At 64.4% G+C, this 24977-nt stretch carries 25 protein-coding genes; 17 read left to right on the forward strand and 8 right to left on the reverse strand.

What is annotated here, in order from left to right; translation table 11 throughout:
• Positions 1-2: 2 nt before the first annotated feature.
• Both trkA and OH686_RS12260 read left to right on the forward strand, forming a co-directional pair.
• The gene (gene trkA, locus OH686_RS12255; RefSeq protein ID WP_289532889.1) at positions 3-1376 is read left to right on the forward strand and encodes a Trk system potassium transporter TrkA; all 1374 of its coding nucleotides are present in this window, start codon (positions 3-5) and stop codon (positions 1374-1376) included.
• A 25-nt stretch (positions 1377-1401) separates the two neighbouring features.
• A complete protein-coding gene (locus tag OH686_RS12260) occupies positions 1402-1731 on the forward strand; it encodes a tetratricopeptide repeat protein (protein ID WP_289532891.1) in 330 nt (109 codons plus the stop codon).
• On the opposite strand, the gene OH686_RS12265 is transcribed toward OH686_RS12260, so the two are convergent.
• From OH686_RS12265 to OH686_RS12275, 3 genes are read right to left on the reverse strand one after another with little or no spacing between them, the layout of a single operon-like run.
• Positions 1728-1997 carry a PilZ domain-containing protein gene (locus tag OH686_RS12265; RefSeq protein ID WP_137973905.1) on the reverse strand — a complete coding sequence of 90 codons (270 nt, stop codon included), beginning with the start codon at positions 1995-1997 and terminating at the stop codon, positions 1728-1730. The two genes, OH686_RS12260 and OH686_RS12265, sit on opposite strands and share 4 nt — an antisense overlap.
• 60 nt (positions 1998-2057) lie before the next feature.
• Positions 2058-2945 (reverse strand): lysophospholipid acyltransferase, encoded by an 888-nt coding sequence (locus OH686_RS12270; RefSeq protein ID WP_289532893.1) that lies wholly within the window; start codon positions 2943-2945, stop codon positions 2058-2060.
• A 55-nt stretch (positions 2946-3000) separates the two neighbouring features.
• A complete protein-coding gene (locus tag OH686_RS12275) occupies positions 3001-3552 on the reverse strand; it encodes a DNA-3-methyladenine glycosylase I (RefSeq protein WP_289532894.1) in 552 nt (183 codons plus the stop codon).
• Positions 3553-3717: 165 nt separating this feature from the next.
• Between OH686_RS12275 and glyQ the strand changes: the two genes are divergently transcribed.
• The 10 genes from glyQ (at position 3718) to OH686_RS12325 (ending at position 14065) form a co-directional block, all read left to right on the forward strand.
• A complete protein-coding gene (gene glyQ / locus OH686_RS12280) occupies positions 3718-4665 on the forward strand; it encodes a glycine--tRNA ligase subunit alpha (RefSeq protein WP_137973909.1) in 948 nt (315 codons plus the stop codon).
• Positions 4665-6719, forward strand: coding sequence for a glycine--tRNA ligase subunit beta (gene glyS, locus OH686_RS12285; RefSeq protein ID WP_289532895.1), 2055 nt, complete (start codon positions 4665-4667; stop codon positions 6717-6719). Before glyQ ends, glyS begins: the two co-directional genes overlap by 1 nt.
• Positions 6720-6765: 46 nt before the next feature.
• On the forward strand, positions 6766-7296 hold the full coding sequence (gene gmhB / locus OH686_RS12290; RefSeq protein ID WP_289532897.1) for a D-glycero-beta-D-manno-heptose 1,7-bisphosphate 7-phosphatase: 531 nt from the start codon (positions 6766-6768) through the stop codon (positions 7294-7296).
• A gap of 15 nt (positions 7297-7311) precedes the next feature.
• Entirely contained in the window at positions 7312-8085 is a 774-nt protein-coding gene (locus OH686_RS12295; RefSeq protein ID WP_289532899.1) for a lysophospholipid acyltransferase family protein, read from the forward strand.
• A 232-nt stretch (positions 8086-8317) separates the two neighbouring features.
• Entirely contained in the window at positions 8318-8941 is a 624-nt protein-coding gene (locus OH686_RS12300) for a CDP-alcohol phosphatidyltransferase family protein (RefSeq protein ID WP_289532901.1), read from the forward strand.
• A 10-nt stretch (positions 8942-8951) separates the two neighbouring features.
• A complete protein-coding gene (locus OH686_RS12305; RefSeq protein ID WP_289532903.1) occupies positions 8952-10706 on the forward strand; it encodes a bifunctional alpha/beta hydrolase/class I SAM-dependent methyltransferase in 1755 nt (584 codons plus the stop codon).
• The gene (locus tag OH686_RS12310; protein ID WP_289532905.1) at positions 10706-12049 is read left to right on the forward strand and encodes a phosphatase PAP2/dual specificity phosphatase family protein; all 1344 of its coding nucleotides are present in this window, start codon (positions 10706-10708) and stop codon (positions 12047-12049) included. The genes OH686_RS12305 and OH686_RS12310 overlap by 1 nt, the downstream gene beginning before the upstream one ends.
• Positions 12039-12494, forward strand: a complete 456-nt coding sequence (locus OH686_RS12315) for a hypothetical protein (protein ID WP_289532907.1) — start codon at positions 12039-12041, stop codon at positions 12492-12494. Before OH686_RS12310 ends, OH686_RS12315 begins: the two co-directional genes overlap by 11 nt.
• Before the next feature lie 13 nt (positions 12495-12507).
• Positions 12508-13131 (forward strand): lysophospholipid acyltransferase family protein, encoded by a 624-nt coding sequence (locus tag OH686_RS12320; RefSeq protein ID WP_137973917.1) that lies wholly within the window; start codon positions 12508-12510, stop codon positions 13129-13131.
• Position 13132: 1 nt separating this feature from the next.
• The gene (locus tag OH686_RS12325; protein ID WP_137973918.1) at positions 13133-14065 is read left to right on the forward strand and encodes a phosphatidate cytidylyltransferase; all 933 of its coding nucleotides are present in this window, start codon (positions 13133-13135) and stop codon (positions 14063-14065) included.
• A gap of 277 nt (positions 14066-14342) precedes the next feature.
• Here OH686_RS12325 and gyrB read toward each other — a convergent pair whose 3' ends face one another.
• The 5 genes from gyrB to OH686_RS12350 all read right to left on the reverse strand — a co-directional run bounded on the left by gyrB (position 14343) and on the right by OH686_RS12350 (position 20988).
• Positions 14343-16766, reverse strand: coding sequence for a DNA topoisomerase (ATP-hydrolyzing) subunit B (gyrB, locus tag OH686_RS12330; RefSeq protein WP_289532909.1), 2424 nt, complete (start codon positions 16764-16766; stop codon positions 14343-14345).
• Positions 16763-17863, reverse strand: coding sequence for a DNA replication/repair protein RecF (gene recF / locus OH686_RS12335; RefSeq protein WP_289532910.1), 1101 nt, complete (start codon positions 17861-17863; stop codon positions 16763-16765). The genes gyrB and recF overlap by 4 nt, the downstream gene beginning before the upstream one ends.
• A 10-nt stretch (positions 17864-17873) precedes the next feature.
• The gene (gene dnaN / locus OH686_RS12340; protein ID WP_289532912.1) at positions 17874-18977 is read right to left on the reverse strand and encodes a DNA polymerase III subunit beta; all 1104 of its coding nucleotides are present in this window, start codon (positions 18975-18977) and stop codon (positions 17874-17876) included.
• Positions 18978-19007: 30 nt separating this feature from the next.
• The gene (dnaA, locus tag OH686_RS12345) at positions 19008-20459 is read right to left on the reverse strand and encodes a chromosomal replication initiator protein DnaA (protein ID WP_289532914.1); all 1452 of its coding nucleotides are present in this window, start codon (positions 20457-20459) and stop codon (positions 19008-19010) included.
• A gap of 142 nt (positions 20460-20601) precedes the next feature.
• Entirely contained in the window at positions 20602-20988 is a 387-nt protein-coding gene (locus OH686_RS12350; protein WP_137973923.1) for a hypothetical protein, read from the reverse strand.
• Between OH686_RS12350 and rpmH the strand changes: the two genes are divergently transcribed.
• The 5 genes from rpmH (at position 20987) to mnmE (ending at position 24879) form a co-directional block, all read left to right on the forward strand.
• A complete protein-coding gene (gene rpmH, locus OH686_RS12355; RefSeq protein WP_137973924.1) occupies positions 20987-21121 on the forward strand; it encodes a 50S ribosomal protein L34 in 135 nt (44 codons plus the stop codon). The two genes, OH686_RS12350 and rpmH, sit on opposite strands and share 2 nt — an antisense overlap.
• A gap of 13 nt (positions 21122-21134) precedes the next feature.
• The gene (gene rnpA / locus OH686_RS12360) at positions 21135-21530 is read left to right on the forward strand and encodes a ribonuclease P protein component (protein WP_137973925.1); all 396 of its coding nucleotides are present in this window, start codon (positions 21135-21137) and stop codon (positions 21528-21530) included.
• The gene (gene yidD / locus OH686_RS12365; RefSeq protein WP_289532916.1) at positions 21523-21759 is read left to right on the forward strand and encodes a membrane protein insertion efficiency factor YidD; all 237 of its coding nucleotides are present in this window, start codon (positions 21523-21525) and stop codon (positions 21757-21759) included. Before rnpA ends, yidD begins: the two co-directional genes overlap by 8 nt.
• A 3-nt stretch (positions 21760-21762) precedes the next feature.
• Positions 21763-23433: a membrane protein insertase YidC gene (gene yidC / locus OH686_RS12370; RefSeq protein ID WP_289532918.1), complete on the forward strand. Its 1671-nt coding sequence runs from the start codon at positions 21763-21765 to the stop codon at positions 23431-23433.
• Between the two features lie 78 nt (positions 23434-23511).
• A complete protein-coding gene (gene mnmE / locus OH686_RS12375; protein ID WP_289532920.1) occupies positions 23512-24879 on the forward strand; it encodes a tRNA uridine-5-carboxymethylaminomethyl(34) synthesis GTPase MnmE in 1368 nt (455 codons plus the stop codon).
• Positions 24880-24977 lie beyond the last annotated feature (98 nt).

Consider the following 24977-nt stretch of genomic DNA (forward strand, 5'->3'; position numbering starts at 1 on the left):
GCGTGAAAATCATCATTCTCGGCGCAGGGCAGGTCGGCGGCACCCTGGCGGAGCACCTGGCCAGCGAGGCCAACGACATCACCGTGGTCGACACCGATGCCGACCGCCTACGTGACCTCGGCGACCGCCTGGATATCCGCACCGTGGTCGGCCGCGGCTCCTTCCCCACCGTACTGCGCCAGGCCGGCGCCGACGACGCCGACATGCTGGTGGCGGTGACCAACAGCGACGAGACCAACATGGTCGCCTGCCAGGTCGCCTATACCCTGTTCCACACCCCGACCAAGATCGCCCGGGTGCGCGAGTCGGCCTACCTGACCCGCGAGGCGCTGTTCGACAACGAGGCCATCCCGGTCGACGTGCTGATCAGCCCCGAGCAGGTGGTGACCAACTACATCAAGCGCCTGATCGAGTACCCCGGCGCCCTGCAGGTGATCGACTTCGCCGAGGGCAAGGCCCAGCTGGTGGCGGTCAAGGCCTACTACGGCGGCCCGCTGGTCGGACAGCAGCTGCGCCAGCTGCGCGAGCACATGCCCAACGTCGATACCCGCGTCGCCGCCATCTTCAGGCGCAACCGGCCGATCATGCCCCAGGGCGACACGGTGATCGAAGCCGACGACGAGGTGTTCTTCATCGCCGCCAAAGCTCATATCAGGGCAGTAATGAGCGAGCTGCGCCGCCTCGAGGACAGCTACAAGCGCATCGTCATCGCCGGCGGCGGGCATATCGGCGAGCGCCTGGCCGAGGCCATCGAGAGCCGCTACCAGGTGAAGATCATCGAGATGAACCCGGCGCGCTGCCGCCACCTCTCGGACAACCTGGAAAGCACCATCGTGCTGCAGGGCAGCGCCTCCGACCGCGACCTGCTGGTGGAAGAGAACATCAACGAGGCCGACATCTTCCTGGCCCTGACCAACGACGACGAGGCCAACATCATGTCCTCGCTGCTGGCCAAGCGCCTGGGCGCGCGCAAGGTGATGACCATCATCAACAACCCGGCCTACGTCGACCTGGTCCAGGGCGGCGATATCGACATCGCCATCAGCCCGCAGCTGGCCACCATCGGCACCCTGCTGACCCACGTGCGCCGCGGCGACATCGAGAGCGTGCACAGCCTGCGCCGCGGCGCGGCCGAGGCCATCGAGGCCATCGCCCATGGCGATTCGCGCTCGAGCAAGGTGGTCGGCAAGATGATCGAGGAGATCGCCCTGCCGCCGGGCACCACCATCGGCGCGGTGATTCGTGACGAGGAAGTGCTGATCGCCCACGACGACACGGTGATCGAGTCCGGCGACCACGTGATACTGTTCCTCGTCGACAAGAAGTACATCCGCGACGTGGAGCGCCTGTTCCAGGTCGGTCTGACTTTCTTCTGACAAGGCATTCGCCGAGGCCCATGGCATGACGACGCCGGACTCCCTGGAAAAACTGCTGGCCCGTGGGGTGGACAACGCCCTGCTGCGCTTCGGCCTGGGCAAGGCCTACCTGGATAACAATCAGCCGGAAGCGGCTGCCGAGCATCTGCAGAAATGCCTGGGCTTCGATCCCAACTACTCGGCGGCGTGGAAACTGCTGGGGCAGGCCTGCCAGAAGCGCGGCATGCTGGAGGAGGCGCGCCAGGCATGGCACAACGGCCTGGAAGTGGCGCGCAAGCGCGGCGACAAGCAGACCGAGAAGGAAATGACGGTGTTTCTGCGCCGCCTGGAGAAGGCGACGGGAGAGGGCGCCTAGTCTTCGCGCTGGAAGATCAGCGCCACGCCGCTGGGCTCGAAACGCACCACCTGCATCTGCACCACCGGCGCCGGTATCGGCAGGCCCTGGACCTGGCCGCTGACCACTTCGCCGATCTGCAGCAGCTTCTGCGCATCGTCGATCACCACGAACACGCCGCTCTCAGAGATATCGCGGGTAGTCACCAGCATCTGGCCGTGCAGCGGATGATCGATGCGCAGCTGGACCTTCAGCGGGGTACGCTTGTGATCGCGCTTGTTGTCCATGCCTGTCCTGTTGTTATGGGCGGGAAACTGCTGTGACGGTACTGGCTTACGCCGGCCGTATCAATACCACTTCTTCTCGCCCTCGGGGCGCTTCTTGAAGCGCTTCATGCTCCACAGGTACTGGCTCGGGTAGGCGCGCACGTAGCGCTCCAGCTCGCGGCTCATGGCCGCGGCCGATACCTGCGGGTCCTCGCTGTACATGTCCTCGGGCACCGCCTCGAAGATCACCTTGAAGCCACTGTTGTCCGGCAGGCGTACGGCAGTGAGGAACACGCCGACCGCCTTGCCGCCGGCGAGCATGCCGGGGACGAACTTGCTGGTCAGCGCCTGGGTCGCGCAGAAGGGCACGAAGATGCCGCTGGAGCGGCTCGGCTCCGGGTCGGCGGGAATGCCCACTACGCCTCCGCGGCGCACCTCCTTGATCACGCTGAGGATGCCTTCCTTGGTCGAGGCCGCCACACGGTTGCCCATCTGCGCCCGTTGCTTCTGCAACAGCTCGTCGACCGCCTTGAGCTTGGGCGGGCGATAGAAGATCACCGGTTTGCACTGGGAACAGAAGTAGTGGTTGAGCACTTCCCAGTTGCCCAGGTGGCTGGCCACGCCGACCACGCCCTTGCCGGAGGCCAGGGCCGCGTGCAGCACGTCCAGGCCCTCCACCTCGCGCACCAGCTTGAGGGTGCGCTCCACCGGCCAGATCCAGGCGCAGGCGCTCTCGGTGAAGATCTTGCCGATGTCGCGCAGGCTGGCGCCGACCAGTTGCTCACGTTCGGCGTCGTCGAGCTCGGGGAAGCACTTGGCGAGGTTGATGCGCACCACCTCGCGCGAGCTGTTCGGCAGCTTCCACATCAACCAGCCGATGGCCGAGCCGGCCGCCTGCACGGCCCCCCAGGGCAACAGGGCGAACAGGCGCAGGAAACCGACCACCAGGGCGCCTTTGAATTTCTCCACGAGCAACTCCCGAATACGCAAAAGGCCAGCATTGTAACGGCTGTGACCGCCGGGTTCAGCCTCGCAGTGCGTGATAGCGATCGCAGTCGGTGGTGTGGTCCATGACCATGCCGGCCGCCTGCATGTAGGCGTAGCAGATGGTCGGGCCGACGAAGGTGAAGCCCAGCTTCTTCAGCGCCTTGCTCATGGCCTCGGCCTCGGGTGTCATTGCCGGCACCTCGCCGCGGCCGCTGAAGTGATTGATCTTCGGCGCGCCACCGACGAAGGACCAGAGCAGCGCCACCGGGTCTTCCAGCTTGAGCCAGGCCTGGGCGTTCTGCCGCGCCGCCCTGAGCTTGGCGCGGTTGCGGATGATGCCGGGGTCCTGCATGCGTTCCTCGATCTCCGCGTCGCTCATCACCGCCAGACGCTCGGCATCGAAGCCGAACAGCACCTGGCGATAGCGTTCGCGCTTCCTCAGCACGGTGATCCACGACAGGCCGGCCTGGAAGCCTTCCAGCAGCAGCATCTCGAACAGCCACTGCGGGTCGCGCTGCGGCACGCCCCACTCTTGGTCGTGATAGGCGATGTACAGGGGATCGTCGTTGCACCAGAAGCAGCGCGGCATGGCAGTCGAACCGGGAAATGGAGGAAGCCTGACTATAGCCAAAATACTGTATGAAAAAACAGTTATTGCGCCATACGCCTACGCTGTGGGCCGCTGCCCTCAAGGGCGGGCCTGATCGGGTATACTGCGCGGCTTTATGCAAACGCCTCGATACCGGTGAAATTCGTGAGCCAGACTACGCCCGACGTAAGCACCTTCCAAGGCCTGATCCTCGCCCTGCAGAGCTACTGGGCCGAGCAAGGCTGCGTGATCCTGCAACCCTATGACATGGAAATGGGTGCCGGCACCTTCCACACCGCGACTTTCCTGCGCGCCATCGGTCCGGAGACCTGGAACGCCGCCTACGTGCAGCCCTCGCGCCGTCCGGCCGACGGCCGCTATGGCGAGAACCCCAACCGCCTGCAGCACTACTACCAGTTCCAGGTGGTCCTCAAGCCGAACCCGGACAACATCCAGGACCTGTACCTGGAGTCGCTGCGCCGCATCGGCGTCGATACCCTGGTGCACGACATCCGCTTCGTCGAGGACAACTGGGAATCGCCGACCCTCGGCGCCTGGGGCCTGGGCTGGGAAGTCTGGCTGAACGGCATGGAAGTCACCCAGTTCACCTACTTCCAGCAGGTCGGCGGCGTCGAGTGCTACCCGGTGACCGGCGAGATCACCTACGGCCTGGAACGTCTGGCCATGTACCTGCAGGGCGTCGATTCGGTGTATGACCTGGTCTACTCGGACGGCCCGTTCGGCAAGGTCACCTACGGCGACGTGTTCCACCAGAACGAAGTGGAGCAGTCCACCTTCAACTTCGAACACGCCAACGTCGACAAGCTGTTCGACCTGTTCGACTTCTACGAGTCCGAGGCCAACCGCCTGATGGAGCTACAGCTGCCGCTGCCGGCCTACGAAATGGTGATCAAGGCCTCGCACAGCTTCAACCTGCTCGACGCCCGCCGCGCCATCTCGGTGACCGCGCGCCAGCAGTACATCCTGCGCGTGCGCACCCTGTCGCGGAACATCGCCCAGAGCTACCTGCTGGCCCGCGCCAAACTCGGCTTCCCGATGGCCACCCCGGAACTGCGTGACGAAGTGCTGGCTCAGCTGAAGGAGGCCGAATAATGAGTGCTCAGGATTTTCTGGTTGAGCTGGGCACCGAAGAGCTGCCACCGAAGGCCCTGAAGAGCCTCGGCGACGCCTTCCTCGCCGGCGTCGAGAAGGGCCTCAAGGCCGCCGGCCTGGGCTATGCCAGCGCCCGTGTATACGCCGCCCCGCGTCGCCTCGCCGTGCTGGTCGAGCAACTCGCCGCGCAGCAGCCGGACCGCACCGTCAACCTCGACGGCCCGCCCGTGCAGGCCGCCTTCGACAAGGATGGCAACCCGACCCAGGCCGCCCTGGGCTTCGCCAAGAAGTGCGGCGTCGAGCTGAGCCAGATCGACACCAGCGGCCCGAAACTGAAATTCAGCCAGTCGATCGCCGGCCAACCCGCCGTCAGCCTGCTGGCCGGCATCGTCGAAGCCTCGCTGAACGAGCTGCCGATTCCCAAGCGCATGCGCTGGGGCGCGCGCAAGACCGAGTTCGTGCGTCCGACCCAATGGCTGGTGATGCTGTTCGGCGACCAGGTGGTCGACTGCGAGATCCTCGCCCAGAAGGCCGGCCGCACCTCGCGTGGTCATCGCTTCCACGCCAACCGTGACGTGACCATCGCCAGCCCGGCCAGCTACGCCGCTGACCTGCGCGCCGCCCAGGTGATCGCCGACTTCGCCGAGCGCCGCAGCCTGATCGCCGCCCGCGTGGCCGAACTGGCCAAGGCCGAGAACGGCAGCGCCATCGTGCCGCCGGCCCTGCTGGATGAAGTCAGCGCCCTGGTCGAATGGCCGGTGCCGCTGGTCTGCTCCTTCGAGGAGCGTTTCCTCGAGGTGCCGCAGGAAGCCCTGATCACCACCATGCAGGACAACCAGAAGTACTTCTGCCTGCTGGACGGCAACGGCAAGCTGCTGCCGCGCTTCATCACAGTGGCCAACATCGAGAGCAAGGACCCGGCGCAGATCGTTGCCGGCAACGAGAAGGTGGTGCGTCCGCGCCTGACCGACGCCGAGTTCTTCTTCAAGCAGGACAAGCGCCAGCCCCTGGAGAAACGCAACGAGCGCCTGGCCAACGTGGTGTTCCAGGCCCAGCTCGGCAGCGTGTTCGACAAGGCCGAGCGCGTCTCGAAGCTTGCCGGCTTCATCGCCGGCAAGATCGGCGGTGACGCCAGCCGCGCGTCCCGCGCCGGCATCCTGTCCAAGTGCGACCTGGCCACCGAGATGGTCGGCGAGTTCCCGGAAATGCAGGGCATCGCCGGCTACTACTACGCCAAGCACGATGGCGAGGCCGACGACGTGGCCCAGGCGCTGAACGAGCAATATATGCCGCGTGGGGCAGGGGCAGAATTGCCGCAGACCCTCACCGGTGCTGCCGTGGCCGTGGCCGACAAGCTCGACACCCTGGTCGGCATCTTCGGCATCGGCATGCTGCCGACCGGCTCCAAGGACCCCTACGCCCTGCGTCGCGCGGCGCTGGGCGTGCTGCGCATCCTGATCGAGAAGCAGCTGGACCTGAACTTGGTCGAGGCCGTGGCCTTCGCCATCGACCTGTACGGCGACAAGGTCAAGGCCGCAGGCCTGGCCCAGCAGGTGCTGGACTTCATCTTCGACCGCCTACGTGCGCGCTACGAAGACGAAGGCGTGGAAGTGGCCGTGTACCAGGCGGTACGCGCACTCAGCCCGGCCGCGCCGCTGGACTTCGACCAGCGCGCGCAGGCGGTGCAGGCCTTCCGTCAGCTGCCGCAAGCCGCTGCTCTGGCCGCCGCCAACAAGCGCGTGTCGAACATCCTGGCCAAGGCCGAAGGCGAGCTGCCGGCCGGTATCAACGCCGCGCTGCTCGAAGCCGGTGCCGAGCAGGCCCTGGCCCAGGCTGTGGCCGCCGCCGCGCAAGCCGTGGCACCGCTGGCCGCCGCACGCAGCTACCGCGAGGCCCTGGCCCAGCTGGCCAGCCTGCGCGAGCCGGTGGATGCGTACTTCGACGCGGTGATGGTCAATGCCGACGATGCCGCCGTGCGCGCCAACCGCTACGCGCTGCTCAACCAGCTGCGTGGCCTGTTCCTCGGCGTCGCCGATATCTCCCTGCTGGGCTGACGGCTAACCGGGCGGCGCAATGCCGCCCGGTCGCCTTGGTAATCGCATGAAACTGCTGATTCTCGACCGCGACGGTGTCATCAATGAAGACTCCGACGCCTACATCAAATCCCTCGACGAATGGATCCCGATCCCGGGCGCCATCTCCGCCATCGCGCGCCTGAGCCAGGCCGGCTGGACCGTCGCCGTGGCCACCAACCAATCGGGCCTGGCGCGCGGCTACTACGACCTGGCAACGCTGGAGTCCATGCATGCGCGCCTGCGCCAGCTGGTGGCCGAGCAGGGCGGCGAAGTCGGCCTGATCGTGCACTGCCCGCATGGCCCGGACGACGGCTGCAACTGCCGCAAGCCCAAGCCGGGAATGCTCGAACAGATCGCTGCGCACTACGGCACAGAACTGGCAGGCGTCTGGTTCGTCGGCGACAGCACTGGTGACCTCGACGCCGCCCTGGCCGTCCATTGCCAGCCCGTGCTGGTAAAAACCGGCAAGGGCCAACGCACCCTGGCCAAGCCATTGCCAGCGGGAACCCTGATATTCGATGATCTGGCGGCGGTTGCCGATCAGCTTCTTCTCTAGAGAACGCGAGCCCCCATGACGACAGTGCAGGCCATCAGAACCTTCTTCTTCTACCTGCTGCTGTCCTCCAGCTCCTTCTTCTGGTGCATCCTCTGCGTGTTCGTCGCGCCCTTCCTGCCGTTCCGCGCTCGCTACCGCTTCGTCATCCAGACCTGGTGCCGCTGCGCCACCTGGCTGGCCAAGGTGGTGGTCGGCATCCGCTATGAAGTGCACGGCCTGGAAAACATCCCGCAACAGCCCTGCGTTATCCTGGCCAAGCACCAGAGCACCTGGGAGACCTTCTTCCTCTCCGCCTTCTTCGAGCCGCTGTCCCAGGTGGTCAAGCGCGAGCTGCTGTACGTGCCATTCTTCGGCTGGGCCATGGCCATGCTGCGGCCCATTGCCATCGACCGCAGCAACCCCAAGGCGGCGCTCAAGCAGCTGGCCAAGCAGGGCGACGAACGCATCAAGCAGGGCGCCTGGGTGCTGATCTTCCCGGAAGGCACGCGCATTCCGCCGGGCCAGATCGGCAAGTTCTCCCGTGGCGGCGCGGCCCTGGCAGTGAATGCCGGCCTGCCGGTGCTGCCCATCGCCCACAACGCCGGCGAGTTCTGGCCCAAGCAGGGCTGGGCCAAATTCCCCGGCACCATCCAGGTGGTGATCGGTCCGCTGATGCACGCCGAAGGCGAAGGCCCCCGCGCCATTGCCGAGCTCAACGAGCGCGCCTTCGCCTGGGTCGCCCAGACCCAGCAGGAAATCAGCGGCGTGGCGCCGCAAGTGAGCCCGGAACAGGCTTCCAGCCCGGCCTGAGCCGGTCTGTGGATAAGCTGTGCAAGAAATACCGGCGCAGTGCCATTACAGAGCCCAACCGGCTGATCTATATGGATATTCCATCAGCTGGCGCAATTCCTGAACAGGGCATAAGTTTTTCCAGCCCACCTGCCTGAGGGATTTCGGCAGTGCCGCACAGTCTTGCCGGAACGGCCCTGTTGCAAAGCGGTTAAGCTAGGTCTCCTGTAGTCGTGAAAGGGAATTTCGCTTCATGCCATCCATCTACCAGCTCAAGCCACGTTTCCAGAATCTGCTGCGCCCTGGCGTCACCCGCCTGCACGCCCGCGGCGTCACCGCCAACCAAGTGACCCTGGCCGCAGCGCTGGTCTCGCTGCTGCTCGGCGCGCTGCTGGCCTGGCTGCCGCATTACATCTGGCTGTTCGCCCTGATTCCGCTGTGGATGCTGCTGCGCATGGCACTGAACGCCGTGGACGGCATGCTGGCCCGCGAGTTCGGCCAGCAATCCAAACTCGGCGCCTACCTCAACGAGCTGAGCGACGTGGTCGCCGACAGCGCCCTGTACCTGCCTTTCGCCCTGCTGGTCGGGGTCTCGCCGACCCTGGTGGTGCTGGTGGTGGTGCTGGCGGTGATCAGCGAATACGCCGGTGTGCTCGGCCCGATGGTCGGCGCCTCGCGCCGCTATGACGGCCCCATGGGCAAGAGCGACCGCGCCTTCTGCTTCGGTGTGCTGGGTGCCGGTGTGGCGTCCGGCCTGTTGCCGTCGTCTTGGATAAATGGGCTGCTGGCGGTGATTCTCCTGCTGCTGCTGGCGACTCTGGTCAATCGCGTGCGCCAAGGCCTGACCGAGGTGGCGCAAACCTGCCAATCGGAATAAGGAAATTTCGATGCGTGAAGCTCAGAACCACATCTTCACCACCCATGACGGCGTAGAGCTGCTCTATCGCCACTGGCCGGCCACCACGCCTGCGGCCGGCCCGCGCAAGGCGGTGGTGATGTTCCACCGCGGCCACGAGCACGGCGGGCGCATGGCCCACCTGCCGGGCGAGCTGGATCTGCCCGACTACGACTTCTTCGCCTGGGATGCCCGCGGTCATGGCCTGTCGCCCGGCGCCCGTGGAGACAGCCCGAGCTTCGCCACCAGCGTGCGCGACGTGCAGACCTTTATCGAGCATATCGCCGCCACGCATGCTATCGCCGAGCAGGACATGGCCTTGCTGGCCCAGAGTGTCGGCGCCGTGGTGGTGTCGACCTGGGCCCACGACTACGCGCCGCAGATCCGCTGCCTGGTGCTCGCCTCGCCGGCGTTCAAGGTCAAGCTCTACGTACCCTTCGCCCGCCCCGGTCTCAAGCTGCTGCGCGCCTGGCGCGGCAACTTCTTCGTCAACAGCTACGTCAAGGCGCGCTTCCTCAGCCACGATCCCGAGCGCATTCGCTCCTTCGAGAACGATCCGCTGATCACCAGGCCTATCTCGGTGAACATGCTGCTCGGCCTGTACGAAGCCGCCGACCGTGTGGTGGCCGACGCCCAGGCGATCCAGATCCCGACCCAGCTGCTGATCTCCGGCGCCGACTTCGTCGTGCACCGCAAGCCCCAGGAGCAGTTCTTCGAGCGCCTGGGCAGCCTGCGCAAGGAGAAGCACATCCTGCCCGGCTTCTTCCACGACACCCTCGGCGAGCGCGACCGCGCCCATGCCTTGAGCCGCGCGCGGCGCTTTATCCTGCGCAGCTTCGAAGAGCCATTGCATCGCCCCTCGCTGCTGGATGCCGATCGCCTCGGCGCGACCTGCGCCGAAGCCGAGGAACTGGCGGCGCCGCTGCCGAAGAACTCGCTGGGAGACCTGTACTGGCGCGCCACCCGTGCCGGGCTGAAGCTCGGCAGCGGGCTGTCCGACGGGGTGAAGCTGGGCTTCGAGACCGGTTTCGATTCCGGCAGCACCCTGGACTACGTCTACCGCAATACCCCGAGCGGCAAGGGTGGGCTGGGCCGTCTGATCGACCAGAACTACCTAAACTCCATCGGCTGGCGCGGCATCCGCCAGCGCAAGGTGCACGCCGAGGAACTACTGCGCCTGGCCATGGGCAAGCTGCGCGAGGCGGGCAAGGGCGTGCGCATCGTCGATATCGCCGCCGGCCACGGTCGCTACATTCTCGAATCGCTGCAGGGCATGGAGCACAAGCCGGACGCGATCCTGCTGCGCGACTACAGCGATATCAATGTGCGCGACGGCAGCGCCTTGATCGAGCAGAAGGGTCTCAGCGACATTGCCCGCTTCGTCAAAGGCGATGCCTTCGACAAGGCCGACCTGGCCGCACTCGATCCCAAGCCGTCGCTGGCGGTGGTCTCCGGCCTCTATGAGCTGTTCGGCAGCAATCAGATGATCGGCGACTCGCTGGCCGGGCTGGCAGCGGCGGTCGAGGAGGGCGGCTACCTGATCTACACCGGGCAGCCCTGGCATCCGCAGCTGGAGCTGATCGCCCGTGCACTGACCAGCCACCGCGAAGGTCAGCCCTGGGTCATGCGCCGCCGCAGCCAGGCGGAAATGGATCAGCTAGTCGCCGCCGCAGGCTTCCGCAAGCTGGAGCAGCGCATCGACGAGTGGGGCATCTTCAGCGTGTCCCTGGCGCAGCGGGTGTCCTGATGGACGCCCCCGCCGCCCGCGAAAGCGGGCTATGGAAACGCGGGGTTCTCTGGCTGTTGCTGCTGGCCCCACTGTTCTTCGCCAGCTATGGCTTCGCCAACTGGCTGACCGCACAGCGTAACGACGTCGGCAGCCTGGTGTTCGCATGGGAAAGCGCGACCCCGCTGTGGGCCTGGACCATCGTGCCCTACTGGTCGATCGACCTGCTCTACGGCCTGTCCTTCCTGCTGCCGGCCACGCGCCGGGAGATGGATCGGCACGCCCTGCGCCTGCTCAGCACCCAGCTGATCTGCGTCGCCTGCTTCCTGCTCTGGCCGCTGCGCTTCACCTTCGAACGTCCTGAGCTGAGCGGCTTCTTCGGCTGGATGTTCGATGTGCTGATGGGCTTCGATAAACCGTTCAACCAGGCGCCTTCGCTGCATATCGCGCTGCTGGTGGTGATCTGGGTGATGTTCGCCCGGCATACCCGCGGCCTGCTTCTGCGCAGCCTGCTGCATGGCTGGATGGCGCTGATCGGCCTGTCGGTACTGACCACCTGGCAGCACCACTTCATCGACGTGCCCACCGGCGCCATGGCCGGCTGGCTATGCGTCTGGCTCTGGCCGATCGAGGGCCGCAGCCCGCTGCAGAACCTGCGCCTGGCTCGCGAGCCGCAGCGCTGGCGTCTGGCCCTGCGCTACGGGCTGGGCAGCGCCATCGGCGCCGCCCTGGCGATTAACCTCAGCGGCGCCTGGCTGTGGCTGCTGTGGCCCTGCGCGTCGCTGCTGCTGGTCGCCATTAACTACGCGCTGTTCGGCGCGGCCGGCTTCCAGAAGCGCGCCGATGGCTCGCTCGGCTCCGCCAGTACCTGGCTATTGGCGCCTTATATGCTCGGTGCCTGGATCAACTCGCGGCTGTGGACACGCAAGCATCCACAGCCGGATCAGGTAGCGGAGGGCATCTGGCTGGGACGAGTACCGACCGAGCAGGAAGCAGCGCCCTTCACCGCCGTGCTGGACCTCAGTGCCGAGCTGCCGGTTCGCCTGCCGGACAAGATCTACCGCAGCCTGCCGCTACTGGACCTGGTCGCCCCCGATACCGAGGCCTGCCGCCAGGGCGCCGAGCTGATCGAGCAGTTGCACCAGCAAGGACCACTGTTAGTCTGCTGTGCCCTGGGCTATTCGCGCAGCGCCACCTTGATCGGCGCCTGGCTGCTGCAGAGCGGCCGCGCAAATAGCGTGGAGCAGGCCATCGAGCTGATCCGCGCGGCGCGTCCGCAGATCGTGCTTGGTGAGGCCCAGCGCCTGGCGCTCCAGGGTCTGCTGCAACCGGCTGCGAGCCTGGAGGTGGCCCATGGCCTCTGAGATGCAACTCGCCCTGGTGACCGGCCTGCTGCGCCGAGGTCGCGGGCTGGATCTGCTGTCTGCCGCCATCACTCTGCTGGCATTGGCCTATGGCCTGGCGCCGCTGTTGGGTGCCGCACACAGCCCCGCCGCCAGCATCCTCTGCAGCCTGCTGGTGATGTTCGGACTGGCGCAGAAATACTGGGCCGTCCGCGTGGCGTTGGACGCCGATCTGTTCACCCACTTGGCCGCTGACGCCCCATGTTTGCGGGAGCGCACCGGTGAACTGGACCAGGCGCTGCTGCAGCTCGGCCTGCAGAAGACCACCGCTGTTCCACGTGACTGGGACGATCGCTGTCGCGGCGCTTTGCGCTTGCTGCGTCTGCAAGCTGCCTGGCTGCTGGCGCAGCTGCTGCTCGCCCTGGCCACCCTTCTCGCCACACCCTGGCTTTCCCTGGCTGGATAAAGGAGTCGTATCCATGCTCGCTTCGATCACCGCCTTCGCGATCACCTCGGCAGCCCGTCTGCTGACCGGTGCGCGCGCCCTCTGGCTGGGCTGCACCGCCCAGCCGGTACAACGGCTGTACTACGCCAACCACAGCAGCCACGGCGACTTCGTGCTGCTGTGGGCCTCACTGCCACCGGAACTGCGCCGCCGGACCCGCCCGGTGGCCGGCTCCGACTACTGGATGAACGGCGACCTACGCCGCTTCCTGATCCGCGACGTGTTCAACGGCGTGCTGGTCGACCGCGACCGCAGCGATCCGAATGCCAATCCGCTACAGCCGATGCTCGACGCATTGGAGCAGGGCGACTCGCTGATCATCTTCCCGGAGGGCACCCGCAATCTCACCGACGAGCAATTGCTGCCCTTCAAGAGCGGCCTGTTCCACCTGGCCCAGGCACGCCCCGAAGTGGAACTGGTGCCAGTGTGGATCGCCAACCTCAACCGGGTGATGCCCAAGGGCAGGGCGCTGCCGTTGCCGTTGCTGTGCACCCTGAGCTTCGGCGCACCGCTGGAGCGCCTCGATGGCGAAGACAAGAGCGCCTTCCTAGAGCGCGCACGCAACGCCCTGCTGGCCCTGGCTCCGGAGATCGTCTGACATGGATCGCAATACCATCCTGCTGTTCGCCGGCATAGGCGCTGTCCTGCTGCTGGCTACCCTGATCGCCCGCTACCTGCGCCGTCGTGCCGGCGACGGACCCAATGCGGTGATCGACAACCTCAATGCGCGGATCGATGCCTGGTGGGCCATGGTGCTGGTGATCGGCATCGCCTTCCTGTTCGGCAACAACGGCGTGATCCTGCTGTTCTACTTCGTGTCCTTCTATGCCCTGCGCGAATTCCTCACCCTGACGCCGACCCGGCGCAGCGACTACCCGGCGCTGGTGGCGGCCTTCTACTTCGCGCTGCCGATGCAGTACCTGCTGATCGCCCTGGACTGGTACGGCCTGTTCGCCATCTTCATCCCGGTCTACCTGTTCCTCCTGCTGCCGATCCTCGCCTCACTGGGCGGCGATACCACGCGCTTCCTCGAACGCGCCTCGGAAGTGCAGTGGGGAATGATGATCGCGGTGTACTGCGTGTCCGCGGTGCCGGCGCTGCTGACCCTGGACATCCCCGGTTACGAGGGGCGCAACCTGCTGCTGATCGCCTGGCTGATCATCGTCGTGCAGCTGTCTGACGTGCTGCAGTACGTCTGCGGCAAGCTGGCCGGCAAGCGCAAGATCGCGCCCAAGCTGTCGCCGTCGAAGACGGTGGAAGGCTTCGTCGGTGGCGTGGCGTTGGCCAGCCTGATCGGCGCCTCGCTGTTCTGGATCACCCCGTTCAGCTTCTGGCAGGCGGCGTTGATGGCCCTCACCGTCAACCTGCTCGGTTTCGCCGGCGGCCTGGTGATGTCGGCGATCAAACGCGACCGTGGAGTAAAAGACTGGGGCCACATGATCGAGGGCCACGGCGGCATGCTCGACCGCATGGACTCGGTGTGCTTCGCCGCGCCGATCTTCTTCCACTTCGTGCGCTACTGGTGGGCCTGAGCCCACCTTTGCGCAGGCAACAAAAAACCCGCCGAGGCGGGTTCTTTATGACCTTCCGACATCCTGTCGTTTGCCATCCTGGCGCGGTCTGTCTTCCTTGACCCGGGACATCCAGTTCCCGGCAGGTGTGTGTAGATTAGCCAGCCAGGCTGGATGGCAACAGGGCAGCCTTTCACCTCGTCGTGTAAGCCATTGGCTATTCGATTCGCAGCAGGATTCCAGTGAAAACAAAACCCCGGCACTCAGGCCGGGGTTTTCATTTACAGCGACTCCGCCATCAGAAGTCCAGGTTCGACACTGCCAGGGCGTTGCTCTCGATGAAGTCGCGACGCGGCTCCACGGCATCGCCCATCAGGGTGTTGAAGATCTGGTCGGCGGCAATGGCGTCCTCGATGGTCACCTTGAGCATGCGGCGCACGGTCGGATCCATGGTGGTTTCCCACAGCTGCTCCGGGTTCATCTCGCCTAGTCCCTTATAGCGTTGGATGCTATGGCGCTTGGTGCTCTCGACCTTCAGCCACTCGAAAGCGTCTTTGAAGGTGGAGACCGCCTTCTTGCGCTCGCCACGCTGCACGTAAGCACCTTCTTCCAGCAGGCTGTTGAGCTGATCGCCCAGAGCGGTGACCGACTTGTAGTCGTTGCTGGCGAAGAAGTCGCGGTTGAAGGTGATGTAGCTGGAAAGACCGTGGGCCAGCACTTCCACCTCGGGCAGCCAGAGGTGACGCTCGCGGTCTTCACGCAGGCTGGCGGTGTAGGTCTGGCCGGACTTCTCGGCGCCCTTCAGGCGCGCCTGGAAGACCTCCAGCCAGCCCTGCATGGCGGCCTGGTCGGCCAGCTGCTCGACCGATACGCGCGGCAGATAGACCATGTGCTCGGTGATGTCCTGCGGGTAGACGCGGGACAGGCGGCCGAGAGTCTTGATCACCGCACGGTACTCGTTGACCAGGCTTTCCAGCGCCGCACCGGACAGGCCCGGCGCATTCTCGTTGACGTGCAGGCTGGCATCCTCCAGAGCCGACTGAGTCATGTACTCGTCCATGGCCTCATCGTCCTTGATGTACTGCTCCTGCTTGCCTTTCTTCACCTTGTACAGCGGCGGCTGGGCGATGTAGATGTAGCCACGCTCGACCAGCTCAGGCAGCTGACGGAAGAAGAAGGTGAGCAGCAGGGTACGGATGTGCGAACCGTCAACGTCGGCATCGGTCATGATAATGATGTTGTGGTAGCGCAGCTTGTCGATGTTGTACTCCTCGCGGCCGATACCACAGCCGAGGGCGGTGATCAGCGTACCGACCTCTTGGGAGGAGAGCATCTTGTCGAAGCGTGCCTTCTCGACGTTGAGGATCTTGCCCTTGAGCGGCAGGATCGCCTGGGTCTTGCGGTTGCGGCCCTGCTTGGCAGAACCGCCCGCGGAGTCACCCTCCACTATGTAGAGTTCGGACAGCGCCGGGTCTTTTTCCTGGCAGTCCGCCAACTTGCCGGGCAGGCCAGCGATATCCAGCGCACCCTTGCGGCGGGTCATCTCGCGGGCCTTGCGCGCGGCCTCGCGGGCACGGGCGGCGTCGATCATCTTGCCGACCACGGCCTTGGCTTCGTTGGGGTTCTCCAGCAGGAAGTCGCCGAAGTACTTGCCCATTTCCTGCTCGACCGCGGTCTTCACCTCGGAGGAGACCAGCTTGTCCTTGGTCTGCGAGCTGAACTTCGGATCCGGCACCTTGACCGAGATGATCGCGGTCAGGCCTTCACGGGCATCGTCACCGGTGGTGGCGATCTTGAACTTCTTCGCCAGGCCTTCCTGCTCGATGTAGTTGTTCAGGTGGCGGGTGAGGGCGGAGCGGAAGCCGGCCAGGTGGGTACCGCCGTCACGCTGCGGAATGTTGTTGGTGAAGCAGAGGATGTTCTCGTTGAAGCTGTCGTTCCACTGCAGAGCCACTTCCACGCCGACGCCATCTTCCTCGCGCTGGATGTTGAAGTGGAACACCTGGTTGACGATGGTCTTGTTGGTGTTCAGGTACTCGACGAACGCCTTGAGGCCGCCCTCGTACTTGAACAGCTCTTCCTTGCCGCTGCGCTCGTCCTTGAGAACGATGCCGACACCGGAGTTGAGGAAGGACAGTTCGCGAAGGCGCTTGGCCAGGATGTCCCAGCTGAAATGGATGTTCTTGAAGGTCTCGTCGGACGGCTTGAAGTGAATCTGGGTACCGGTGCCTTCGCTGTCGCCAACCGGGGCCAGCGGAGCCTGAGGCACGCCGTGCACGTAGGTCTGCTCCCAGATCTTGCCGCTGCGGCGGATGGTCAGGACCAGTTCCTTGGACAGGGCGTTCACTACGGACACACCCACGCCGTGCAGGCCGCCGGATACCTTGTAGCTGTTGTCGTCGAACTTACCGCCGGCGTGCAGCACGGTCATGATGACCTCGGCCGCGGACACACCTTCTTCTTTGTGCATGTCGACCGGAATGCCACGGCCGTTATCGCGGACGCTGATCGACTCGTCGGGGTGGATGGTGATGCTGATCTCGGAGCAGTAACCGGCCAGCGCTTCGTCGATGGAATTGTCCACCACCTCAAACACCATATGGTGCAAACCGGTGCCGTCATCGGTATCGCCGATGTACATGCCCGGGCGCTTGCGTACGGCATCCAGACCTTTGAGTACCTTGATACTCGAGGAGTCGTACGTGTTGTTCTCGTCGCTCATGCGTTCACTCCCGATGCGGTGATCACTCCATGTTCCACGTGGAACATGGCGACTGGCGTGTCCGTGCGCCAGCCATCCTTCAAAAATTCTTGGTCAACGCAGGTGATGAACACCTGACACTGCAAATCATCCAGCAGGCGGCACAGGGCCCGTCGATGTCGCTCATCCAGCTCTGACGGTAAGTCGTCCACCAGATAGATGCATTGGCCATGTTTGGCCTGGTTCAGCAGATGCCCCTGGGCGATGCGCAACGCGCAGACCACCAGTTTCTGTTGACCGCGGGACAGAATCTCCGCGGCATTGTGAGCCCCCAAACGCAGACGCAGATCGGCACGTTGCGGACCTGCCTGAGTGTGTCCCAGTTGCTGATCGCGGGGCAGGGTCGAAGCCAGCACATCGGCCAGCGGCTTTTCCTTGTCCCACCCGCGGTAGTAACTGAGGGACAGCCCCTCCAGTTCCACCAGCTCCCTCAGCACCTGCTCGAAAACCGGCTTCAGCGCCTGGATATAGGCACGGCGATAACCATCCAGCTCGTCGCTCGCCAGGCACAGTTCACGGTCCCAGGCCGCTTGCGACGCGGCGTCGAGTGTACCATGCCGCAGCCACGAGTTCCGCTGCCGCAGGGCCTTCTGCAGGCGCTGCCAGGCCGGCAGAAAGCGTTGTTCCACGTGGAACACACCCCAGTCGAGGAACTGTCGGCGCACCTTGGGAGCGCCTTCCAGCAGGCGGAAGCTGTCCGGGTTGATTACCTGCAGCGGTAGCAGCTCAGCCAGCTGGGCCGTGCTGCGAGCATTCTGCCCGTCGATGCGAATCTGCAGCTCGCCCTGACGGTCGCGGGAAATGCCGAGATTGCTGTGCATACCTTCCGGCTGCTGCACCTGGCCGAATACGGTACAGGCCGGTTGCTCGTACTGAATCATCGGCAGCAGCTTATTGCTGCGGAAGGAGCGGGCAAGACCGAGCAGGTGAATGGCTTCCAGCAGACTGGTCTTACCGCTGCCGTTGGCGCCATGAAGGATGTTGATGCGAGGGGAGGGGGAGAGCGTCACCGGGTGCAGGTTTCGCACCGCGGTGACGGTGACGCGGGAGAGGGACATTCAGTGGCGATTACAGACGCATCGGCATGACGACGTAGGACGAATCGTCGTTACCGGCTTCCTGCACCAGGGCGCTGCTGTTGGCGTCGGAGAGGATCAGGCGCACCTGCTCGGTGGTCATCACGCCCAGCACGTCGAGCAGGTAGCTGACGTTGAAACCGATCTCCAAGGAGCCGCCGTTGTAGTCGACCACCATTTCCTCTTCGGCCTCTTCCTGCTCCGGGTTGTTAGCCTGGATCTTCAGCAGGCCGCTGGCCAACTGCAGGCGAATGCCACGGTACTTCTCGTTAGACAGGATCGCCGTGCGGCTGAAGGCTTCGCGCAGGGCCTGACGATCGCCAACTACCAGCTTGTCGCCGCCGCGCGGCAGCACACGCTCGTAGTCCGGGAACTTGCCGTCCACCAGCTTGGAGGTGAAGGTGAACTCACCGGTGGTGGCACGGATATGGTTCGCACCGAGGACGATGGAGACTTCGCCGTCCTGCTCGGTGAGCAGGCGAGCCAGTTCGAGAATGCCTTTGCGCGGCACGATGACCTGATGCTTCTCGGTGTGCTCGATGGCCGCGTCCATGGCACACATGGCCAGGCGGTGACCGTCGGTGGCGACGGCACGCAGCACGCCGGTCTGCACCTCAATCAGCATGCCGTTGAGGTAGTAGCGCACGTCCTGCTGGGCCATGGCGAAGCTGGTGCGTTCGATCAGGCGACGCAGTTTGCTCTGCACCAGGCTGAAGGTCAGCGAACCCGGGCCTTCCTCGACGGTGGGGAAATCGTTGGCCGGCAGGGTCGACAGGGTGAAGCGGCTGCGGCCGGCCTTGACCACCAGCTTCTGCTCGTCGACGCGGATATCGATCAACGCATCGCTCGGCAGGCTCTTGCAGATGTCCATCAGCTTGCGCGCGGGGACGGTGATCTCGCCCGGCTCTGCGCTGTGTTCGAGAGTGACACGACCAACCAGCTCGACTTCCAGGTCGGTGCCGGTCAGCGACAGCTGCTGACCTTCCACTACCAGCAACACGTTCGACAGAACCGGCAGGGTCTGGCGGCGTTCGACGACGCCGGCGACCAGTTGCAGGGGTTTCAACAGGGCTTCGCGTTGAATGGTGAAATGCATGGTCTCGTCCCTTGCCTTGTGGGCTGCGTATCAGGTGGTCAGGGTGCGCAGCAGGTTCTTGTAGTCCTCGCGGATGTCCGCGTCGGCTTCGCGCAATTCTGCAATCTTACGACAGGCGTGCAGCACTGTGGTGTGGTCTCTTCCGCCAAAAGCATCACCGATTTCCGGCAGGCTATGGTTGGTCAGTTCCTTGGACAGCGCCATGGCCACCTGGCGTGGCCGCGCCACCGAACGGGAGCGCCGCTTGGAGAGCAGATCGGCGATCTTGATCTTGTAGTACTCAGCCACGGTGCGCTGGATATTGTCCACGCTGACCAGCTTGTCCTGCAGGGCCAGCAGATCCTTCAGCGACTCGCGGATCAGCTCGATGCTGATCGGCTGGTTGGTGAAGTGCGAGTGAGCGATCACCCGCTTCAGCGCACCTTCCAGCTCACGCACGTTGGAGCGGATGCGCTGGGCAATGAAGAAGGCGGCGTCATGTGGCAGGTCGACCTTGGTCTGCTCGGCCTTCTTCATCAGGATGGCGACGCGGGTCTCCAGCTCCGGCGGCTCCACCGCCACGGTGAGGCCCCAGCCGAAGCGCGACTTCAGGCGCTCCTCCAGGCCTTCGATCTCCTTCGGGTAGCGGTCGCTGGTGAGAATCACCTGCTGGCCACCTTCGAGCAGGGCATTGAAGGTGTGGAAGAACTCCTCCTGGGAACGCTCCTTCTTGGCGAAGAACTGGATATCGTCGATCAGCAGCGCGTCCACCGAACGGTAGAAGCGCTTGAACTCGTTGATCGCATTGAGTTGCAGCGCCTTGACCATGTCGGCGACGAAGCGCTCGGAGTGCAGGTAGACGACCTTGGCGTTGGGGTTCTTCTTCAGCAGGTGGTTGCCCACCGCATGCATCAGGTGAGTCTTGCCCAGGCCGACGCCACCATAGAGGAACAACGGGTTGTAGCCGTGCTTGAGATTATCCGCCACCTGCCAGGCCGCGGCGCGGGCCATCTGGTTGGACTTGCCCTCGACGAAGTTCTCGAAGGTGAAGGTGCGGTTCAGGTAGCTGGTGTGCTTGAGCGCACCCTCCACCTGCACGGTACGCTCGGTCGGACGGGTGGGAGCGGGCGTCGGCGCGACCACGGCCAGCGGGTCGCTGCTCGGCGGCTCATCGATCACCGTCACGGGAGCGGCGGCCATCGGTGCACTATTAATAGAAGGAGAAGGCGCCGGCGCCGCCATGCGCGGTGCGGCACTGCGCTTGCTGCCAATTAACAGCGAGAGCGCGGGGGCCAGGCCATTGGCCCGCTCGGCCAGAAGCTCGAGCAGACGCACCATGTACTTCTCGTTGACCCAGTCGAGCACGAAGCGATTAGGCGCATAGACGCGCAGCTCGTCGCCAGCGGATTCCACCTGCAAGGGGCGAATCCAGGTATTGAATTGTTGGGCAGGCAACTCGTCGCGAAGCAGCTCCACACACTGCTGCCAAAGTTCTACGGACACTGATATCCCCTGGGATCGCTACGGTCGGCGAAGCTAAAAATCAGCCCGCATTGTAGCCCCGTAGCCCCCGAGTTATCCACACGAATCCGCGATTTCAACCGAGCAAAATCAAGGATTTATTTATGTTTCCACTCTTCCCAGATCAATCCCTGCAAAGCTGTGGATAAAGGTAACTGGAGGCTGGGTAAAATCCTGGGCGTAACACCGTGGAAAAACCATCTGTGGGTAAAACGGCGATTCCTGCACAAGCCTTGCACCTGCTGCGAACATCCAGCGCACTGCTTGCCGACAGCCTTATCCTTCCCTGAAGGCCCTGCCGGACAAGCCCTGCAGCGACTTCTCCACAGCCTGGAGGGCCGCTATTAAGTTTTATCAGTACAAGCTCTTTAAAGAATTTCTTTCCTTTTATCTTCTTTATGCATTCCAGGCTGGTTGGAAATTGACCTGCGCCCTCGGTTTCACTAGAATCGCCGGTCTCTTTAAACGGGGGCCATTTCCGGCCCTTCGAACCATCCAGGTAGATCACCATGAAACGCACTTTCCAACCCAGCACCCTCAAGCGCGCTCGCACCCATGGTTTCCGCGCTCGCATGGCCACCAAGAACGGCCGTGCCGTCCTGTCGCGTCGTCGCGCCAAGGGCCGCAAGCGTCTGACCGTCTGATAAACCGGAACGGATGGTGAGTCGAGACTTCAGTCGGGAAAAGCGTCTGCTAACCCCCCGGCACTTCAAAGCAGTTTTCGACTCACCGAGCGGCAAGGCACCCGGCAAGAACGTCCTGCTCCTCGCGCGTGCCAACGATCTCGACCATCCCCGCCTGGGGCTGGTGATCGGCAAGAAAAGCGTCAAGCTCTCCGTCGAGCGCAACCGTCTGAAACGCCTGATCCGGGATTCTTTCCGGCTCAACCAGGAGTTGCTGGCTGGTATGGACATTGTCGTGGTGGCACGCAAAGGCCTTGGCGATCTGGATAACCCCGAATTGCATCAGCAGTTCGGCAAACTCTGGAAACGCCTTGCCAAGCAGCGTCCCGAAGCCGCTCCTCCCGGGGTAAGCGACAGCCCCCATGCGTAAACTGGCGATCCTACCGATCCAGTGCTACCGCTACGCCATCAGCCCCTTGATGGCCAGTCACTGTCGCTTCTATCCCAGCTGCTCCTGCTACATGCAACAGGCCATCGAAACCCATGGCGTGTTGCATGGCGGTTGGCTCGGCCTGCGTCGCCTGGGCCGCTGCCACCCCTGGAATCCCGGTGGTTATGACCCGGTTCCGCCCCCTTCTTCCCCTTCGATGACCGAGTAATCCATGGATATCCAACGCTCGATCCTGCTCGTCGCCCTGGCCATCGTGTCCTACCTGATGGTTCTGCAGTGGAACGAGGACTACGGCCAGGCCGCCATTCCGACCAGTGCTAGCGCTACCGTCGGCGGCAAACCCGCCACCGACCTGCCGGACGTACCGACCAGCAATGCCGCGGACGACGTGCCGACCGCCAATGGTGAGGCCAACCCGCAACTGGCCGCGCCGGCCGCCGTCAGCGACGAGCTGATCCGCGTGAAGACCGACGTCCTGGAACTGGCCATCGATCCGAAGGGCGGCGATATCGTCCAGCTGACCCTGCCGAAGTACCCGCGTCGCCAGGACCATCCGGAAGTGCCGTTCCAGCTGTTCGACAACGGCGGTGAGCGTACCTACCTGGCGCAGAGCGGCCTGATCGGCAGCAACGCCCCGGACAAATCCAGCGGCCGTGCCCTGTGGAGCAGCGCCAAGCGCAGCTATGAACTGGCCGAAGGTCAGGACCAGCTAATAGTCGAGCTCACCTACGCCGAGGCGGGCGTCAACTACGTCAAGCGCTTCAGCTTCGAGCGCGGCCAGTACGACCTGGGCGTCACCTACAAGGTCGACAACCAGAGCGGCCAGGCCTGGAGCGGCAACTTCTACGCCCAGCTCAAGCGCGACAACAGCGCCGACCCTTCGTCCACCACCGCCACCGGCACCGCCACCTACCTGGGCGCCGCCCTGTGGACCGCCGAAGAGCCTTACAAAAAGGTCAAGATGGGCGACATGGACGACAAGAACCTGCGCGAAACCGTGCAGGGTGGCTGGGTCGCCTGGCTGCAGCACTACTTCGTCACCGCATGGGTCGCCGACAAGGACGACAGCAACAGCGTGCAGACCCGCAAGGACAGCCAGGGCAACTACATCATCGGCTTCACCGGCCCGCAGCTGAGCGTCGCCGCCGGCGCCAGCGCCGAGACCGGTGCCGTTCTCTATGCCGGTCCGAAGATCCAGGAACACCTGAAGCAGCTGTCTCCGGGCCTGGAACTGACCGTCGACTACGGCATCCTGTGGTTCATCGCCCAACCGATCTTCTGGCTGCTGGAACATATCCACAACCTGCTCGGTAACTGGGGCTGGTCGATCATCGTCCTGACCATCATCATCAAACTGGCGTTCTTCCCGCTGTCCGCCGCCAGCTACCGCTCCATGGCCCGCATGCGCGCCGTGTCGCCAAAGCTGGCCGCGCTGAAGGAACAGCATGGCGACGATCGCCAGAAGATGTCCCAGGCGATGATGGAGCTGTACAAGAAGGAGAAGATCAACCCGCTCGGTGGCTGCCTGCCGATCCTGGTGCAGATGCCGGTGTTCCTGGCCCTCTACTGGGTGTTGCTGGAGAGCGTCGAGATGCGCCAGGCCCCGTGGCTGGGCTGGATCACCGACCTGTCGATCAAGGATCCGTTCTTCCTGCTGCCGATCATCATGGGCGCCACCATGTTCATCCAGCAGCGTCTGAACCCGACTCCGCCCGACCCCATGCAGGCCAAAGTGATGAAGCTGATGCCGATAATCTTCACCTTCTTCTTCCTCTGGTTCCCCGCCGGCCTGGTGCTGTACTGGGTGGTCAACAACGTCCTGTCCATTGCCCAGCAGTGGTACATTACCCGGCAGATCGAGGCCGCGACGGCGAAAGCCTGAGTTCGCTGAAGCTGCACAAGACGCCCCCTCGTGGGGCGTTTTGCTATCCGTAAGATATCCACAGTCGAGAAACCGCCCATGTCCACCGTTCGCGAAACCATCGCCGCCGTCGCCACCGCCCAGGGCCGCGGAGGGGTCGGCATCGTGCGGGTCTCCGGGCCGCAGGCGCGGGCCATCGGTGTTAGCCTCGGCGCCCTGCAGCCGAAGCCGCGCCACGCCCACTATGGCGCCTGGCACGACGGCGATGGCCAGGTGATCGACCAAGGCCTGCTGCTGTTCTTCCCCGGCCCCAATTCCTTCACCGGCGAGGATGTGCTCGAGCTGCAGGGCCACGGCGGCCCGGTAGTGCTGGACATGCTGCTGCAGCGCTGCCTGCAGCTAGGTGCCCGCCAGGCACGGCCCGGCGAGTTCAGCGAGCGCGCCTTCCTCAACGACAAGCTCGACCTGGCCCAGGCCGAAGCCATCGCCGACCTGATTGAGGCCAGCTCGACCCAGGCCGCACGCAACGCCCTGCGCTCGCTGCAGGGCGAGTTCTCGCGGCGGGTACACGAGCTGACCGAGCGCCTGATCCAGCTGCGCATCTATGTGGAGGCGGCCATCGACTTTCCCGAGGAAGAGATCGACTTCCTCGCCGACGGCCATGTGCTGAGCCATCTCGATGGGGTGCGCGACTACTTATCCACAGTCATTCGCGAGGCCGGTCAGGGTGCGCTGCTGCGCGATGGCATGAACGTGGTGATCGCCGGCCGCCCCAATGCCGGCAAGTCCAGCCTGCTCAACGCCCTGGCGGGGCGCGAGGCGGCCATCGTCACTGATATCGCCGGTACCACCCGTGACGTGCTGCGCGAACATATCCACATCGACGGCATGCCGCTGCATGTGGTGGATACCGCCGGCCTGCGCGACACCGACGACCAGGTCGAGCGAATCGGCGTGGAGCGTGCACTCAAGGCCATCGGCGAGGCGGATCGGGTGCTGCTGGTGGTGGATTCCACCGCGCCGGAGGCGGCCGATCCCTTCGCCCTCTGGCCGGAGTTCCTCGATACCAGGCCCGATCCGGCCCGGGTCACCCTGATCCGCAACAAGGCCGACCTGTCTGGCGAAGCGGTGCTGCTGGACACCAGCGACGACGGCCATGTGACCATCTCGCTGTCCGCCAAATCGGCCGCAGGGCTGGATCTGCTGCGCGAGCACCTGAAGGCCTGCATGGGCTTCGAACAGACCGCCGAGAGCGGCTTCAGCGCCCGTCGTCGCCACCTCGAAGCCCTGCGCCAGGCCCAGACCAGCCTCGAGCACGGCCGTAACCAGCTGACTCTGATGGGCGCCGGCGAGCTGCTGGCGGAGGATCTGCGTCAGGCCCAGCAGGCGCTCGGCGAAATCACCGGAGCCTTCAGCTCGGACGACCTGCTGGGACGGATCTTCTCCAGCTTCTGCATCGGCAAATAAGCTTTCTGAACCCTGTGGAAAACCACGCCTGAGCCGGTCGATAAGCCTGGTGATAAGGGGTTGGAAAAACCCGCCTGTGCATAAATGGCTTTTTCATC

The sequence above is a fragment of the Pseudomonas sp. SO81 genome, assembly GCF_030374125.1.
GTDB lineage: Bacteria > Pseudomonadota > Gammaproteobacteria > Pseudomonadales > Pseudomonadaceae > Aquipseudomonas.